At 69.9% G+C, this 15,839-nt stretch carries 17 protein-coding genes and 3 pseudogenes; 5 read left to right on the forward strand and 15 right to left on the reverse strand.

Annotated features, from left to right (window positions below):
* Positions 1-18 precede the first annotated feature (18 nt).
* From G4G29_RS24235 to G4G29_RS17555, 4 genes and pseudogenes are all read right to left on the reverse strand, one after another.
* A pseudogene (locus G4G29_RS24235) lies at positions 19-435 on the reverse strand (proline dehydrogenase family protein); the annotation flags it as partial.
* Positions 351-794 (reverse strand): hypothetical protein, encoded by a 444-nt coding sequence (locus G4G29_RS24240; protein WP_345941107.1) that lies wholly within the window; start codon positions 792-794, stop codon positions 351-353. The gene G4G29_RS24240 and the pseudogene G4G29_RS24235, both read right to left, overlap by 85 nt.
* 59 nt (positions 795-853) lie before the next feature.
* Positions 854-2,250: pseudogene (gene pntB, locus G4G29_RS17550) on the reverse strand (Re/Si-specific NAD(P)(+) transhydrogenase subunit beta).
* A pseudogene (locus G4G29_RS17555) lies at positions 2,247-3,797 on the reverse strand (Re/Si-specific NAD(P)(+) transhydrogenase subunit alpha). Before G4G29_RS17555 ends, pntB begins: the two co-directional pseudogenes overlap by 4 nt.
* A 188-nt stretch (positions 3,798-3,985) precedes the next feature.
* Here G4G29_RS17555 and G4G29_RS17560 point away from each other — a divergent pair.
* From G4G29_RS17560 to G4G29_RS17570, 3 genes are all read left to right on the forward strand, one after another.
* Positions 3,986-4,612: a hypothetical protein gene (locus G4G29_RS17560; protein ID WP_202045340.1), complete on the forward strand. Its 627-nt coding sequence runs from the start codon at positions 3,986-3,988 to the stop codon at positions 4,610-4,612.
* Between the two features lie 73 nt (positions 4,613-4,685).
* Positions 4,686-5,246 (forward strand): DUF4352 domain-containing protein, encoded by a 561-nt coding sequence (locus G4G29_RS17565; RefSeq protein WP_183151000.1) that lies wholly within the window; start codon positions 4,686-4,688, stop codon positions 5,244-5,246.
* 79 nt (positions 5,247-5,325) lie between these two features.
* Positions 5,326-5,841, forward strand: a complete 516-nt coding sequence (locus G4G29_RS17570) for a hypothetical protein (RefSeq protein ID WP_183151001.1) — start codon at positions 5,326-5,328, stop codon at positions 5,839-5,841.
* Here G4G29_RS17570 and G4G29_RS17575 read toward each other — a convergent pair.
* Together G4G29_RS17575 and G4G29_RS17580 are read right to left on the reverse strand one after the other, a co-directional pair.
* Complete coding sequence (locus tag G4G29_RS17575) at positions 5,796-7,196, reverse strand: hypothetical protein (protein ID WP_183151002.1); 1,401 nt, start codon at positions 7,194-7,196, stop codon at positions 5,796-5,798. The genes G4G29_RS17570 and G4G29_RS17575 overlap by 46 nt on opposite strands.
* A gap of 43 nt (positions 7,197-7,239) precedes the next feature.
* Positions 7,240-7,800 (reverse strand): acyl-CoA thioesterase, encoded by a 561-nt coding sequence (locus G4G29_RS17580; RefSeq protein ID WP_183151003.1) that lies wholly within the window; start codon positions 7,798-7,800, stop codon positions 7,240-7,242.
* A 131-nt stretch (positions 7,801-7,931) separates the two neighbouring features.
* Between G4G29_RS17580 and G4G29_RS17585 the strand changes: the two genes are divergently transcribed.
* Together G4G29_RS17585 and coaE are read left to right on the forward strand one after the other, a co-directional pair.
* Positions 7,932-8,441, forward strand: coding sequence for a GNAT family N-acetyltransferase (locus tag G4G29_RS17585; protein WP_183151004.1), 510 nt, complete (start codon positions 7,932-7,934; stop codon positions 8,439-8,441).
* Position 8,442: 1 nt separating this feature from the next.
* On the forward strand, positions 8,443-9,051 hold the full coding sequence (gene coaE / locus G4G29_RS17590) for a dephospho-CoA kinase (RefSeq protein ID WP_183151005.1): 609 nt from the start codon (positions 8,443-8,445) through the stop codon (positions 9,049-9,051).
* A 27-nt stretch (positions 9,052-9,078) separates the two neighbouring features.
* Here the strand turns inward: coaE and G4G29_RS17595 are convergent, their stop codons facing one another.
* From G4G29_RS17595 to G4G29_RS17630, 9 genes are all read right to left on the reverse strand, one after another.
* Complete coding sequence (locus tag G4G29_RS17595) at positions 9,079-10,278, reverse strand: acyl-CoA dehydrogenase family protein (RefSeq protein ID WP_183151006.1); 1,200 nt, start codon at positions 10,276-10,278, stop codon at positions 9,079-9,081.
* Complete coding sequence (locus G4G29_RS20755) at positions 10,278-10,661, reverse strand: zinc-binding dehydrogenase (RefSeq protein WP_220173639.1); 384 nt, start codon at positions 10,659-10,661, stop codon at positions 10,278-10,280. The genes G4G29_RS17595 and G4G29_RS20755 overlap by 1 nt, the downstream gene beginning before the upstream one ends.
* Complete coding sequence (locus tag G4G29_RS17600; RefSeq protein WP_202045344.1) at positions 10,586-11,287, reverse strand: zinc-binding dehydrogenase; 702 nt, start codon at positions 11,285-11,287, stop codon at positions 10,586-10,588. Before G4G29_RS17600 ends, G4G29_RS20755 begins: the two co-directional genes overlap by 76 nt.
* Complete coding sequence (locus G4G29_RS17605) at positions 11,287-11,694, reverse strand: MaoC/PaaZ C-terminal domain-containing protein (RefSeq protein WP_183151007.1); 408 nt, start codon at positions 11,692-11,694, stop codon at positions 11,287-11,289. The genes G4G29_RS17600 and G4G29_RS17605 overlap by 1 nt, the downstream gene beginning before the upstream one ends.
* A complete protein-coding gene (locus G4G29_RS17610; protein ID WP_183151008.1) occupies positions 11,691-12,140 on the reverse strand; it encodes a MaoC family dehydratase N-terminal domain-containing protein in 450 nt (149 codons plus the stop codon). The genes G4G29_RS17605 and G4G29_RS17610 overlap by 4 nt, the downstream gene beginning before the upstream one ends.
* Before the next feature lie 53 nt (positions 12,141-12,193).
* Complete coding sequence (locus tag G4G29_RS17615) at positions 12,194-13,072, reverse strand: SDR family oxidoreductase (RefSeq protein ID WP_183151009.1); 879 nt, start codon at positions 13,070-13,072, stop codon at positions 12,194-12,196.
* A complete protein-coding gene (locus G4G29_RS17620) occupies positions 13,069-14,211 on the reverse strand; it encodes a nitronate monooxygenase family protein (protein WP_244632161.1) in 1,143 nt (380 codons plus the stop codon). The genes G4G29_RS17615 and G4G29_RS17620 overlap by 4 nt, the downstream gene beginning before the upstream one ends.
* Positions 14,208-14,576 (reverse strand): hypothetical protein, encoded by a 369-nt coding sequence (locus tag G4G29_RS20760; RefSeq protein WP_202045345.1) that lies wholly within the window; start codon positions 14,574-14,576, stop codon positions 14,208-14,210. The genes G4G29_RS17620 and G4G29_RS20760 overlap by 4 nt, the downstream gene beginning before the upstream one ends.
* A gap of 106 nt (positions 14,577-14,682) precedes the next feature.
* A complete protein-coding gene (locus G4G29_RS17630; RefSeq protein ID WP_244632162.1) occupies positions 14,683-15,798 on the reverse strand; it encodes a CoA-transferase in 1,116 nt (371 codons plus the stop codon).
* Positions 15,799-15,839: the final 41 nt, after the last annotated feature.

A 15,839-nucleotide genomic window follows, 5' to 3' on the forward strand; every position in this document is an offset into this window, starting at 1 on the left:
CGCATCGGGGAGGTAGGCCTGCAGCACGATGCCCGCTTCGAGTCCGGCGAGCCGCGGATCCTCCAGGATGCGCGTGAAGACCGCGATCGTGAGGTCGAGGTCGCGATACTCCTCCATGTCGAGGTTGATGAACGTGCCGTCGGCGGCCGCAGTGGCATACAGCGGGAGGAGCCGATCGACGACCTCGTCGACCACCTCGTCGAAGGCCCACATCGACAGGTGACTCATGATCGCCGACACCTTGACCGACACGTAGTCGACGTCGGGCCTCTTGATCAGCTCGTGGATGCCGTCGAGCCGGCGCCGCGCCTCCGCCTCTCCGAGCACGGCCTCGCCCAGGAGGTTGAGGTTCAGACGCGACCCCGAGGCGCGGATCCGCTCGATGGCCGCACCGAGCTTCGCGGGGCGCGCGTCGACCACGAGGTGCCCGACCATGTCGCGGAGCACGCGGCGCGCGATCGGCACGACGGGCGAGGGGAGGATCGGGGCGACTCCCCGCCGAGACGGACGACCGAGCGCAGGTACCAGGGCAGGAACTCGGGCACGATGGGGGCGATCCGATGCAGCCGTGAGGCCGCGGCGCTCAGACTCTCCGGCCGCATCACCCCGTCGACGAAGCCCAGCGTGAAGGGCAGTCCGTTGGCGTCCTGCAGCACGCCGGCGAGACGCGCGGCGGCGGGGTCGGGCTCGACGGCTGCGGCCTCGATGACCCAGCGCCGCGCGAGGTCGACGGCACGGTCTGCGAGGGGTGCGGATGCCACGGCATCCGCCGGGGATGACGACGACTCTGCCATGGTCCCACCCTAGGTCTGGATACCCCCGCAGAGCGGGAGCCCGCACCCCTCGCCGCGGCTCACAACGCCGCGATGATGTCCTCCACGCGCTGCTTGGCATCGCCGAACAGCATCTGCGCGTTGTCGCGGAAGAACAGCGGGTTCTGCACGCCCGCGTACCCGGCGGCCATCGAACGCTTGAACACGATCACGTTCTCGGCCTCCCACACCCTGAGCACGGGCATCCCGGCGATCGGGCTGCCCGGGTCCTCGGCGGCGGCAGGGTTGACGGTGTCGTTCGCGCCGATCACCAACACGACCGAGGTCGAGGCGAGGTCGTCGTTGATCTCGTCCATGCTCAGGACGATGTCGTACGGCACCTTGGCCTCGGCCAGCAGCACGTTCATGTGACCCGGAAGGCGGCCAGCGACCGGATGGATGCCGAAACGCACCTCCACGCCCCGCTCACGGAGCCGACGGACGAGATCGGCCACGGGGTACTGGGCCTGCGCGACGGCCATGCCGTACCCGGGGTGATCACGACGCTGCCCGCGGCGACCAGCATCTCCGCCGCACTCTCAGCCGTGATCTCGCGGTGCTCGCCGTACTCGGTGTCGTCTGCGGTCGAGGCCGCGATGCCGAAGCCGCCGGCGATCACCGAGAGGAACGAGCGGTTCATGGCCTTGCACATGACATAGGAGAGGTATGCACCGGACGAGCCGACCAGCGCACCCGTGACGATCAACAGGTCGTTGTTCAGGAGGAAGCCCGCCGCGGCGGCCGCCCATCCCGAGTAGCTGTTGAGCATCGAGACGACGACCGGCATGTCGCCGCCGCCGATCGAGGCGACCAGATGCCAGCCCAGGGCGAACGCGAGCACGGTGACCGCGATCAGGAGCCAGAGCTGCTGGTCGTTCACGAACCAGACGGTGAGCACGACGAACGCGATGAGCGCCCCGATGTTCAACCCGTTCTTACCGGGGAGCATGAGCGGCTTCGACGACATCCGCGCCGAGAGCTTCAGATACGCGACGATCGATCCGGTGAAGGTGACACCGCCGATGAAGATGCCGATGAAGACCTCGGCGTTGTGGATGCCGACCAGCTGCGGCGCGATCTCCGGGTGGGCGAGGTAGCCGTTCCAGCCCACGAGCACCGCCGCCAGGCCGACGAAGCTGTGCAGGAGTGCGATGAGCTCGGGCATCCCGGTCATCTCGACCACGCGCGCACGCCACAGCCCGATGGCCGCGCCGATCAGGACCGCGGCGACGAGCAACCCCAGACCGAGGAAGGCGCCGGTGCTCCAGGCGTCGGCGACCGTGAGAGCCACGGTCGCGAGAAGCGCGATCGTCATGCCGGAGATGCCGTAGACCACCCCGGCGCGGGCGGACTCGTGGCGGCTGAGACCCGCGAGGCTCAGGATGAACAGCAGGGCGGCGACGATGTAGGCCGCCCCCGCGAGGGCGTCGACCGTCATTTCCGGCCGCCCTTCGCCGATGTCCCGAGCGTGAACATGGCGAGCATCCGGCGGGTGACCGCGAACCCGCCGAAGATGTTGATCGATGCCAGCAGCACCGCGACGGCGGCGAGCACCTGCACGATCGGCAGGGGCGAGGTGATCTGGAGCATCGCGCCGACCACGATGACGCCCGAGATGGCGTTGGTCACCGACATCAGCGGGGTGCAGGGCGTGGTGCACCTTGCCGATCACGTAGAAGCCGATCACGACCGACAGCACGAGCACGGTGAAGTGCTGGGGCAGCGGAGCCGGCGCGAACGCGTTCACGGCGAACAGGGCGGCGACGCCGACGACGATGAGCGTGACCTTGCGCGCCGCGGACATCTTCTTCGCCGGAGCGACCTCGACCGGGGTCGCGGGCGCCTTCGCCGAGGGCGCCGCGGCGACCTGCACGGCGGGCGGCGGCCAGGTGACCTCGCCGTCGCGCACGACCGTGACCGAACGCTGCACGACGTCGTCGAAGTCGATCACCAGACGCCCGTCCTTCGCCGGGGTCAACAGGGCGACGAGGTTCGCCAGGTTCGTGCCGTAGAGCTGCGAGGCCTGCGCGGCCAGGCGCGATGCCAGGTCGGTGTAGCCGAGGATGATGACGCCGCCGTCGGTGACGACGCGTTCGCCCGCGACAGAGCCCTCGACGTTGCCGCCCTGACCCGCTGCCATGTCGACGATGACGCTGCCCGGCTTCATCCGCGCGACGTCGGATGCCGTGATGAGGCGAGGTGCCGCTCGTCCGGGGATGAGCGCCGTGGTGATGATGATGTCGACGTCGGCGGCCTGCTCGGTGTAGATCTCGGCGGCTCGACGGTCGTAGTCGGCACTCGTCGCCTTGGCGTAGCCGTCGGTGGAGGCGGCGACCTCGACGTCGACCGGAAGATAGCTGCCGCCGATCGAGGTCACCTGGTCGGCGACCTCGGGGCGCGGGTCGGTCGCGCGGACGATCGCGCCGAGGCTCGACGCCGCGCCGATGGCCGCGAGTCCCGCGACCCCGGCCCCGGCGACGAGCACCTTGGCCGGCGGCACCTTGCCCGCCGCGGTCACCTGACCCGTGAAGAAGCGGCCGAACTCGTGGGCGGCCTCGACGACGGCGCGGTATCCGGCGATGTTCGCCATCGAGCTGAGCACGTCCATCGACTGTGCGCGCGAGATGCGCGGCACGGCATCGAGCGCGAGCGCCGTGATGCCCGCTGCGCGAGCGACTCGACGAGGTCCGGACGCAGCGCCGGCGAGAGCAGCGCGATCAGGGTCGCACCGTCGCAGAGGAGTCCGATCTCCTCATCTCCCGGGGCCGTGATCGCGAGGACCACTTCGCTCCCCCAGGCCTCGGTACGGTCGACGAGCGCCGCACCCGCCGCCTCGTACTCCGCATCGGGGTAGGAGGCTGCCGTGCCCGCTCCCCGTTCGACCCTGACCGTGTGGCCCAGCTTCCCGAGCGACGCGATCGTCGCCGGGGTGGCCGAGACCCGTGCTTCGCCCGCAGGCTCCCGCACGATGCCGATGACTGCCACTGCTTCCTCCTCCGCCCGTCTGCGTCGACGGGATACCGGGCCTTCTGCGCCCCTGACTTTTCGCTCAGAGTACTGAGCGGCGTGCGGGAAACGCCCCCTGTTCGGGTCTGTGACGGGGAAAGAAGCGGAGTTCTTGCGGAAAGCGCAGGAGGAGTCGGTCGAGGTGCTGTCGGTCCTATGCTGTTGCCGTGACCACCCCGCCACCGGAGACCCCGACCCCCGGGCAGGATCCGGCCGTCGCCGCGTCGAACGCGAGCGCGCGGGCGAAGGTCCTCGGCTGGGCGCGGCGCAGCATCGACCTGATCCCGACGTCATGGCTCATCACCGGCGCCGGAGCCGTGCTGCTCGCGACCACCGCCGTCTTCGGCGGACTCGAGGCCGCGGCCGTCGATCCCACCCCGGTCGTCGAGATCGGCGAGACCTTCGCCGGCTCGGATCTGGAGATGACCGTGCTCGGGGTCGAGCTGCGCGACGAGCTGAGCGCGGAGAGCGGCCAGACCCTGGTCTTCCCGGACGAAGAGAAGGGCGAGCGGATCCTGGTCGTCACGGTCGACGTCACCAACACGTTCGACAAGCCACGACCGTCGACGGCGAACCCCCGCAATCCCCGGTCCTCGACGGCATCCGCATCGAGGGTCTCGACGAAAAGGGCGACGTCTTCCGCGCCGACGACGGCGAGCGCGCGCCCCGGATGCAGCCTGACGTCCCCGCCCGCATGCTGCTCACCTGGACCGTCGGGCCGGACGACTTCCACGACGGCGATGAGATCACTGTCACCCTCCCCGAGTCGGACCACTACGTCGGGCAGAGCGTGATGCGCGGCGACTACTGGGTGGACGTCCGCGTCGGAGCGACCCTGCCGGCGACCATCGACGAGGTGAGCGCACCGTGAAGAAGCACATCCTGATCTGGGTCGCCACGGCCGCGCTCCTCGTCTGCGCGTGGGGCGTCTCGAAGGCCACGCTTCCCGACGATGCCCCGAACGCCCCGTTCCCCACGGTCGCGCAGATCGGCGAGCCGGCCTCCACGCGCAATCTGGTCGTGACCGTGACCGACGTGCACCTCGCCGACCGGGTCGCGGATGCGGAGGGCTGGTCGGCCGACGGCACCTGGCTCGTCGTCGATCTCGAGGCCGCCACCGGCGTGACGCAGGATCAGAGCTCGTCCCGGCTTGCGGAGCTCACGATCGGCGACCGTACGTTCAGCGCGACGGATCGCGGAACCACCTTCGTCGATCAGCGCCTGGTCACCGGGGTCCCCCGCTCCGGGAGCCTCGCGTTCGAGCTCCCCGACGACGTGACCGGCGACCGCGCGACGCTCCGACTGGGCATGCCCGGCTCCGGCCTCGGCGACGTGCAGCGCGACACCGTGATCGACCTGCCGATCGACCTCGCCACGCTCCCCGACGAGGCCGAGGTGCTCCTGGACGAGAACGGCTGGGCCCGATGACCATCCCGCCGCCACTCGTGCCGCCCGCGCCCCAGGAAGACCCGGTGCCCGCGGATGCCCCGGCGAAGTCGCGCTCCTGGTGGCGGCGGAACACTCTGGCGCTGGTCGCACTCGTCGTGCTCTGCCGGCGACCGCCGTCGCGGTCGGGTGGCAGGAGTGGTACCAGTACTTCGGATTCGCGGCCCGCGCGGTCACGCCCGTGGTGGTCGCCGAAGGCGAGACGACCGATCTCGCCGGCGCAGGCTGGGGTCCGGTGCGCGGCGGAGAGATCGAAGAGCTCTCGGGTCTCGACGTCCCTCCGGACACGCGCCTGATCGCGGTCGGGGTGCCGGTGGATCCTGACGCCGAGGGGATCGGCTGCGATACGCCGACTCTCGTGGAGCAGTCGACGGGGCGCGAGTGGAGTCCCGTCCGCGCCGAGATCGGGTTGGACTGGAGCGCGGACGAACCGGAGACCTGCCTCAGCGAGCAGGACGGCGCCTACGAGCTGATCGTGCCGTTCGTGGTGCCCGACGAAGTCGAGGGCCCCTTCTGGGTCGACGTGCGCCCCTACGACGCCGGCGGCTCCTTCGTGAGGTTCGAGTTCGAGCCCTGACCCTCGACGCTGTCCCTGGCCGGTGCGGTGACCATCGCGGCGGCGACGGCGTCCACCGACGAGGGCAGGAGGCCGGCGGCATCGGCGACGGCGCGCATCTCCCCTTCCGCCTCGGAGACGCCCACCGTGTCGGTGCGGTCCTGCTGCCGCTTGCGGAGCCGCGCGAGGGTGGCGTCGTACGCCCCGCTGATCACCGCGATGCGCACCGGCTCCATCAGCAGGAGCGGCACGAGCGACACGAGGGGCGCGGCGATCGCCCAGAACACGAATTCCTGCGGCCCCACCAGCCGGGTGATGCCGAAACCGAGGTACGACTCGAGTGCCTTCACGATCACGTAGAGCAGCGCATACGACCCGACGAGCAGCGGGCCGGCGCGCCACATCAGCAGCAGCGCCCGCCCGATCGGCCGGAAGCGGGCACCGAGTTCCTCCCCGAGGTCCTTGAGCCGGCGCACGAGCGGATTCGGGATGACGGCGGCGTGGGCACGCACGCGGGCGATGAGCTCGCTCTCGACCCGCAGCTTCTCAGCGACGATCGCCTGCCCGAAGACCACGCCGGCGATCGTGAGCCAGGCGAGCGGGGCCAGGAGCACCGGGCCCGCCTCGGAGAGCAGCCAGCCGACCCCCTCCCACAACCAGCGCAGCGGGGCGACGGCATCCAGGACCTGCTCCCTGACCGTCTCGAGGAAGGCCATGGCCGCGCGGCTGTCGACCCACCCCTTGATCGCGTCGAAGATGTCGCCGAGCACCATCACCGAGAAGAAGACCCAGACGACCTCGAAGTAGACCGCTACCGGCGACAGCCACTTCGCGAGCTTCGGCGACCACTTCGACCAGGCCCAGCGTCCGGCGAACGCGAGCACGATGATCGAGATGGTCCACACGTTGATCGGCAGGTTCAGCACGGTGTCATCCGAACTCACGGGCGGTTCGCCGTTCGCGCTCGCCGTCCAGATGATGCCGTTGCGCACCTCGAGAGCGCGCATCGAGTAGGCCCGCACGTCCTCGCCCAACAGGCCCTGCGCCCAGTACACGGCGAAGAAGGGGAGGATGCCGGCGAGCAGAGCCGACAGGAACGTGCGACGCCGATCGGCCGCGGCCTCCGGCAGCGGAGCGACCTCCTGCAGGTTGCGCAGCCCGTCGCGCAGCACGAGGAACATCGCGACCAGGCTGATCAGCCGGGCGAGGATCGCGATCGGCAGCACCAGGAATCCGAGCGTCGCCGACGAGGCGCCGATGAACCCGGCGATCTCGGTGACCACGTAGTGCACCAGGACGCCGGCCAGGTACCACGCCATCAGCGCGGGCCAGTGCCGCCAGAGCACACGCCCGGTGGTCGTCAGGATCGCCAGCACACGCCTAAGCTACCGCGCCGGACGCACCACGACGGCGCAGGGCTCAGTTCCAGATGCTCGGCGCCTTCGTCCGCACGGGCGGGAGCGCGGACGCCGCAGCCCAGTCGTGCACCCACGCGTCGATCTCCGGCACGCCCTCGGGCTTGCCCACCGCGGCGAACAGCTCTTCGTTGCTGACGGTGCCGCCGGTGCGGCGCAGCATCCGCGCCCGCACGATCGCCCTGGCATAGACCTCGCCGTCGACCACGGCCCTGTGCTCCATGAACAGCGCCTTGTCGTCGTGGCCGATGAACCGCGACTGCACCTCGAACCGCTGCCACAGCTGAAGCGACTTGCGGAACGTGATGGTCTCGCTCGACACCACCGCGTACCAGCCGCGCTCCTTCATCGCGTCGAAGAGACCGGTGCGGATGAGCTGGTCCCAGCGCCCGAGGTCGAACAGCGACAGGTAGCGGCCGTTGTTCATGTGCCGGAGGATGTCGAGGTCCGTGGGGAGGGTGGTGACGCGCACACTGCCCACCGCGGTCGGATCGAGAGTCTTGCCCTGCCGTACGCGACGGCGAGCGCCGAGGATCACCAAGAGGGTGCGCCAGATCACATTCACGAGGATCGATCGTAGCCAGACGTGTACGAATCGCGAACATCGTTGTGCAGATCCTCCATGCAGCGGTGTCACGTCTCGTCACGTCTCCCCTCGATTTCCCCTTCTCGGACGCCGCGCGTAGAGTCACGACCATGAGCGCCGAAGCCCAGCCTGAAGTCATCGTCCGTCCGGTCCGTGATGTGGATGCGGAAGCCCTCGGTCGCGTGCACGCCCAGTGCTGGCACGAGACCTACGACCACCTGATCAGCAAGGCTGCGCTCGAGAAGGTCTCCCCTCGTCGCATGGCCGAGCTGTGGACGCACTGGGCCGCCCAGGGGCCCGAGTTCAAGATGAACGCCGCGCTCGTCGACGGCGAGATCGTCGGGTTCGTCGGCTCCGGCCCGGCCCGCGACAAGGACGCCCCGGCGTTCCGCGAGCTCTACTTCATCTACCTGCTCGACGCGTACCACTCCACGGGCATCGGCCAGAAGCTGTTCGACGCCGCCGTCGAGAAGGACGAGCCGCTGTACCTGTGGGTCGCCGAGGACAACCCCCGCGCACACCGCTTCTACACGCGCAACGGATTCCGCCTCGACGGCGCGACCCACACCGAGCCCTTCCTCGGGGAGACCCTGACCGAAGTCCGCTTCGTCCGCCCGTGAGGTGAGACTGGTCGCGGTCACCGGCGGCATCGGAGCCGGCAAGAGCACGGTCTCGCGTGCGCTGGCCGCGCGAGGAGCGCAGGTGATCGACGCGGATGCGACGGCTCGCAGAGTGGTGGACCCGAACGACCCCCGAGGACCGCGGGTACTGGAGCAGATCGCCGCCCTGCTCGGCGCCGAGGTGCTCGCCGACCACGGTTCACTCGATCGTGAGCGCGTCGCGGCCGTGGTCTTCCACGATGAAGAACTGCGGCACCGTTACAACGCGATCGTCCACCCGGCGATCATGCGGGCCACGGCCGAGGAGATCGACGCCCACCGCGACACGGAGGCCGTCGTCGTGCACGAGATCCCGCTGCTCACCGCCGACACCGCGGCCCTGCCATGGACGTACGACCTGATCGTCACGGTCGAGGCCGACGCAGAGGCGCGCGTGCGCCGGCTGCAGGACGGTCGCGGGTACACGCGCGAGCACGCGGAAGCCCGGGTGCGGGCTCAGGGCGGCGAGGAACGGCGCCTCGCGATCGCCGACGTCGTGATCCGCACCGACGGCTCGCCAGCCGACACCGAGCACCGCGCCGACGAGCTGTGGCGACGCTTGAGCACCTGATCCGTCACCTGCCGGCGACCGCGCGGCTCACCGGTACTTGCGCAGCTCCTGACGGGCGACCGAACGCAGGTGCACCTCGTCGGGCCCATCGGCGATGCCCAGGATGCGGGCGCTGGCCCACATGCGCGCGATCGGGGTGTCATCCGTCACGCCCTTGCCGCCGAACGCCTGGATCGCCCGGTCGAGCACCGAGCGGGCCGCCCGCGGTCCGACGATCTTCACGGCCGCGATCTCGATCGCCGCACCCTTCGCTCCGACCTCGTCGATCATCCACGCGGCCTTGAGCACCAGCAGGCGCGCCTGCTCGATCTCGAGCCGGGACTCGGCGATCCAGGTCTGGACGACGCCCTGATCCGACAGCGGACCGCCGAACGCCTCGCGCTGCATGACCCGCCGTGCCATCATCTCCAGCCCGCGCTCGGCCATGCCGATGCAGCGCATGGCGTGATGGATGCGTCCGGGTCCGAGCCGCGCCTGAGCGATCGCGAAACCGTCGCCCTCGCCGGCGAGCAGGTTGCCCACGGGCACCCGCACGTCGGTGAACACGATCTCGGCATGGCCCTGCTGGTCGTGATAGCCGAAGATCGGCAGCGAGCGGACGACCTCGACACCCGGGGTGTCGAGCGGCACGAGGATCATCGACTGCTGCCGATGCGCCTCCGCCTCCTGGTCGGTCTTTCCCATCAGGATGAGGATCTCGCAGCGCGGGTCGGCCGCCCCCGTCGTCCACCACTTGCGCCCGTTGATGACGTACTCGTCGCCGTCGCGCACGATCGAGGTCGAGATGTTGCGCGCATCCGAAGACGCGACATCCGGCTCGGTCATCGAGAAGCCCGAGCGGATACGGCCGTCCATGAGGGGGGCGAGCCACCGCTCCTGCTGCTCCGGGGTGCCGAACATGTGCAGGATCTCCATGTTGCCCGTGGACGGCGCCGAGCAGTTCAACGCCTCAGGGGCGATGTACGGCGAGCGGCCGGTGATCTCTGCGACGTGCGCGTAGTCGAGGTGGGTCAGGCCGGAGAGCGCAGGCAGGAACAGGTTCCACAGTCCTCGGGCGCGGGCCTCGACCTTGAGCTCCTCGATGATCGGGGGCACCTCGTGGCTGCGGGGTCCCTGCGCCTCGAGCTGCGCCTGATACACGGGCTCGGCCGGGTACACGGACTCGGTCATGAAGGTGTTCAGACGGTCGATGACCTCGTGTGCCGCGGGACTCGGTGACAGGTGCATCAGCTCTCTTCTCTCTCGTCGTGCTCGACGGCGTCGGTCGTGGTCACCAGGATCACCTTGCCGAGCGCTCCGCGCTCCATCACGATCTCCAGCGCTGCCGCGGCATCCGCGAGGGGATGCACGGCATGGACGTGGGGTCGCAGCTCTGCGCGGGCGTACCACTCGAACATGCGCGCCATGTTCTGCGCGTTGGACGCGGGGTGGCGGCGAGCCCATGCTCCCCACAGCACCCCGAGCAGCGAGCCCGCGCACACCAGGAGCCGGTTCATGCCGACCTTGGGGATCTCGCCGGAGGCGTAACCGACCGTCAGGTAGCGACCGCCCCAGGCGAGGGCACGCACCGCGGTCTGTGCGTGCTCACCGCCGACCGGGTCGTAGACCACGTCCACACCCCCGGCGCGAGTCGTCGCAGCTGCTCCTGCAGTTCGGCCCCGGAATAGTCGATGACCGCGTCGGCGCCGTGCTCGAGGCACAGGCGGCGCTTCTCCTCGCTCGACGCGGCGGCGATCACCCGGGCTCCGAGCGCCGCGGCGATCTCGACCGCGGCCAGGCCCACTCCGCCCGAAGCTCCGAGCACCAGCACGGTCTCGTCCTTCCTCAGGTCGGCCCTGTCGACGAGGGCGTGGAACGAGGTGCCGTACGCCACCGGGAAGCCGGCCGCGTCGACGAACGACATCTCGTCCGGGATCGGGAAGACCATGTCGGCCGCGACGAGCACCCGCTCCGCATACCCGCCCATGCCCGTGAAGGCGAGAACCCTCGCGCCGGGGCCGACGCCCGCGACATCGGCCCCCACCGCGACGACGACTCCGGCCACCTCGGATCCGGGTGTCAGCGGCGGCTCGGTCCTGGTCTGGTAGGTGCCGGCGACGATGAGTCCGTCGGGGAAGTTCACCCCCGCCGCACGGACGTCGATGACGACCTGACCCGGCCCAAGCGTCGGCGCATCGACCTCCTCGAAGCGCAGCACGTGCGGACTCCCCAACCGGTGGGCGACCTGGGCACGCATCAGGAGTCGCCCTCCGGCGCCACGAACGTGGCCCATGCCGTCGCCGCGATGCCGCCGGTCTGGCGGGTGCAGTCGAGCTCGACGTCGATCATCGCGACGCCGTCCTGCTCGTACTCGCGGACGACGCGACCGGTGCAGGTGAGCACGTCTCCCGGCCACACCTGCTCCCTGAACCGCGTCCGGAACGAGCGGACGCGGTCGGCACCCAGCCAGTCGGTGGCGTACGTGCCGAGGAGCCCCGCCTGCAGCATCCCCACCGAGAAGGGCGAGGGGTAGCCGGCGGCCTCGGCATAGGTCTGATCGTGGTGGATCGGGTTCATGTCCCCCGACGCGCCCTGATAGCGGACGAAGTCGGTGCGCGTCTGCGGGTCGATGACCCATGGCGCAGGACTCGGCCGAGCGATCATGACTCCTCCTTCGTGGCATGGGCGGTCTCGACGCCGGTCATGGTGGAGCGCGCGACGAGCACGCCCTCCTCGTCGACGAAATCGGTCACCATGACGACGAAGGTCAGCGCGCCGCCTCGCCGCCCCTTCTTGACGTACATGTCGGCGATCCGCGAGGTGCACTGGAGGCGGGTGCCGGCGGCCGGCGGAGGACCGAAGAACTCGTACTGCTGCTCGGCGTGCAGCACCCGTCTGCCGTCGAGCTCCGCCGCCTCCCACGGGTTGCCGGCCGGCGGCTGCCACAGGTTGGTCACCGTGAGGAAGGTGGGAGGGCTCACCGGGGTCTCGCGCTCGAGATAGGCCGGGTTGTCCGAGCGGGTCGCTCGCGCGAACTCCCGGATCTTGCCCCGCTCGACATCGAGCACATACGTCTCGCCCACGGTTCCCACCGCATCGAGGTTGGCCATGTCCGCTCCTCTCTCAGGCGTGCCGGCTGCGGATCGACACGGGAACGATCTGCTCAGACAAGGTCGACCATCTCCGTCTTCAGCTCTTCGACGGTCCACCGATCACCCTTGTCGATGACCTTGCCGTAGCTCCACGGCAGGAATCGGCGGATCTCCCCGCCCTTGGCGTAGAACACCGCGCCGCTCGCGGGGCAGTCCGCGGTGAGCAGATAGGCCACGAGGGGCGAGACGTTGCCGGGGTGGAACACGTCGAAGGCGTCGGGATCCTCCGGTGCCGCGACGAGCTCCTTGATGCCCGGCACGTCCTGCGTCATCCGGGTGCGGGCCACGGGAGTGATCGCGTTGGCCCGCACGCCGTAGCGACCGAGCTCCTGCGCGATGATCTGCGTGAGCGAGGCGATGCCGGCCTTCGCCGCACCGTAGTTGCTCTGACCCACCGCGCCGATGAGCCCCGACGTGCTCGAGACGTTGACGATCGATGCCGAGACCGCGTCGCCCGCCTTGGAACGGTCGCGCCAGTGGGCGCCGAAGATGCGGCACGGCGCGAAGGTCCCGCGCAGCTGCCCGGTGATCACGTCGTCCCACTCCTCCTCGCTCATGTTGACGAACATGCGGTCGCGCAGGATCCCGGCGTTGTTGACCAGCCCGTGCACCTCGCCGTAGACCTCGAGCGCGGTGTCGAGCACCTGCTGCGCGCCGGCCAGCGTGGTGATGTCGGCGGTGCTCGCCACCGCCGAGCCGCCCGCTGCGGTGATCTCGTCCACGACGGCTGCCGCGATCGTCTCGTCGGTGCCGCTCCCGTCGGCGCCGGTGCCGTTGTCGTTCACGACCACCCGCGCGCCTTCTCGGGCCGCGAGCAGCGCGTGCTCGCGGCCCACGCCGCGGCCCGCCCCCGTGACCACGATCACACGGCCGTCCAGTTGATTCGTCATCGATCTCTCCTCATCGGTGTCTGCGTCGCCGGTGCGGCGCCGTCATTCGGATGCGGTGGGGGCGTCCCGCCCGCGCCGAGTCGTTCGAGAACCGTCTGCGCCTCGGCCATGATCCGGTCGATCAGCTCGGCCACGCTCGGGACGTCGTCGATGAGTCCGACGACCTGCCCCGTCGCCATCACGCCGGTCTCCGCATCGCCGTCCCGCAGCGCCGCGCGATAGAGCATCGGCGCGTTGGCGGCCATGATCACCTGGCTCCAGGTCAGCCCCTCGTCGCGGCGCATCGCGAGCCCTTCGCGGATCATGTGCGCCCAGGGGGTGCCCGACAGCCGCTGGAAGGCGAGCGCGTTGCGCGCGGCGCGCAGCATGCGCTGCGGGCCGCGGGTCGATTCGAGGGCATCGATGGTCCCCGCACGGAGCACGCGCTGCGGCACGCCGTCGATCTCGAGGGTGACGACGGTGTCGGTGACCGACTTCGACAGGTACACGTCTTTCACGGCCTGCGCGACCGGGGAGTCGGAGGTCATCATGAAGCGCGTCCCCATGGCGATGCCGTCGGCGCCGTAGGCGAGCGCCGACACGAGCCCGCGTCCGTCGAAGTAGCCACCGGCCGCGACGACCGGGATATCGACGGCGTCGACCACCTGCGGCAGCAGCAGACTGGTGGGCACGGAGCCGGTATGGCCCCCGCCCTCGCCGCCCTGCACGATGACCGCGTCCACACCCCACTCGGCGACCTTCTCGGCATGCCGACGCGCCCCGATCGATGGCACGACGACCATGCCCGCGTCCTTGAGCCGGTCGATCAGCTCGCGCTTCGGCGCGAGGGCGAACGAGGCGACCTTCACGCCCCTGCGGATGAGGAGAGCGACCCGCTTGTCGACGTCTTCCTGGTTGGCGCGGATGTTCACGCCGAAGGGCTCGGAGGTGTGCTGCTGCACGTGGTCGATGGCCTGCGCGAGCTCGTCGAGCGAGAGCATGCCGCCGGCGATGATGCCGAGTCCGCCCGCGCGCGCAGTCGCCGCGGTGAGCGTGGCATCCGACACGTATCCCATGCCGGTCTGCACGAGCGGATACCGCACGCCGAAGAGGTCGGTGATGCGGGTGCGCAGGACCGGTGCCACCGCCGGGCCGGTCACACCCGCACCTCGTGGTCGCGCAGACCCCGCGGGTCGATCACGGTGCGGATCAGGTCGAGCTCGTCCGCCGTCGGCAGACGGGTCTCGGGCACCACATCGGGAAGCACGAGGTCGAACCCCGTGGCGGCGACCACGTCGTCGACGCTCACCCCCGGATGCACCGACTTCAGGCGCAGCCGCCCCGAGGCCTCCTCGTAGTCGAGCACGGCGAGGTCGGTGATCACATATCGCAGATCGTGGTGCTTCTGCGCCGACGGTCCCGCCGCCCGCGCATTGTCGTTGCCGACGCCCGACACCATGTCGACCGCCGGGACGAACACGCGGGTGCTGTGGGCGGGAACCCAGTAGCTGGTCGGGTGGTACACGGAGTTGCCGGGGCCCCGCGCACGCCCAGCAGCTGCACCGTGGGCTTCGCGTGGTCGCCGATGGCCGAGATGTTGGCGTTGCCGTACGCATCGAGCTGCGTGGGGATCATCGTGATGTGACGCTTGCCGTTCCACACGAGGGTGAAGATCTGGTTGAACGGCAACCAGGCCTCGACCTCGCCGTCGGCCGGACCACCGAGCGCCCAGGTGCCGCGCATCGCGGTGGCCTCCCATCGGAGAGCACGAGGTCCGGAGAGAACGTGGGCGGGCGAGGCGCACGCCGATCGCGGGGACCGTCCCGAACGCACTCGCGATGATCTCGCCGTCGTCGCGATAGGCATCGGCGCAGGCGACGGCGCAGACCTCGGCGCGGGTGGCGTCGCTCATGAGAGTGCTCCGTCCACGGTGACGGCGGGCCGGGCGAGATAGCGGTCGAGGAATCCCTGCCACTGCTCGGGGTCCTTCGCGGCGGCGACGTATTCGCGCTGGAGCTGTTCGTCGCGGTCGTAGTCGGGAACGCACGAGGTGAAGTGCGCACCACCGGGAGCCTCGACGACGCCGCTGACGAGCAGCCGGGGATGCGGATCGTCGCGGGGTGCGCGTCGGCTGTCAGCTCGGCCGTGGCGACGATGCGCTCCGCCGAGACGTAGGCGTTCTCGGCCGCGAGGCAGAAGAGGTCGTCGAAGTACAGGTCGGGCCCGAGGTACTGCGCGTTGCCGTGGATGTCCGCCCGGTTCATGTGCACGAGGGCGGCGTCCAGCGGGATCGCCGGCATCGCCACGAGGGTCTCGCCCTCGTAGGGATCGACGACCGTCTGCAGGTGGGGGTTGACGCGCATCACGTCGGAGCCGAGTCCCGCCCGGGTCGGCAGATACGGAAGCCGTATGCCGGCGGCCTGGAGACCCCACTGCAGCATGCCCTCGTCGTACTCCTCGACCTCGATCGTGCCGTTCTGGCGGGCGGCGCGGAAGTGCGGGTCGAGGGGGATGGAATCGAGCGACACGAAGCCGAAGACGACCTTCCTGACCTTGCCTGCTGCACACAGGATCCCGACGTCCGGCCCGCCGTACGACACGATCGTCAGATCGTCGAGATCGGACCGGACGATCTCTTTGACGAGCGACATCGGCTTGCGCCGTGACCCCCATCCGCCGATTCCGATGGTCATGCCCGACCGCAGCCGGCTGACCACCTCCGCTTCCGTCATCGTCTTGTCCACCACGGCGATCCTCACTGACCCGTCGACACCTAACAAGTGCTTGC

Origin of the sequence: Microbacterium sp. Se63.02b (genome assembly GCF_014171575.1) — a bacterium.
Taxonomy (GTDB): domain Bacteria; phylum Actinomycetota; class Actinomycetes; order Actinomycetales; family Microbacteriaceae; genus Microbacterium.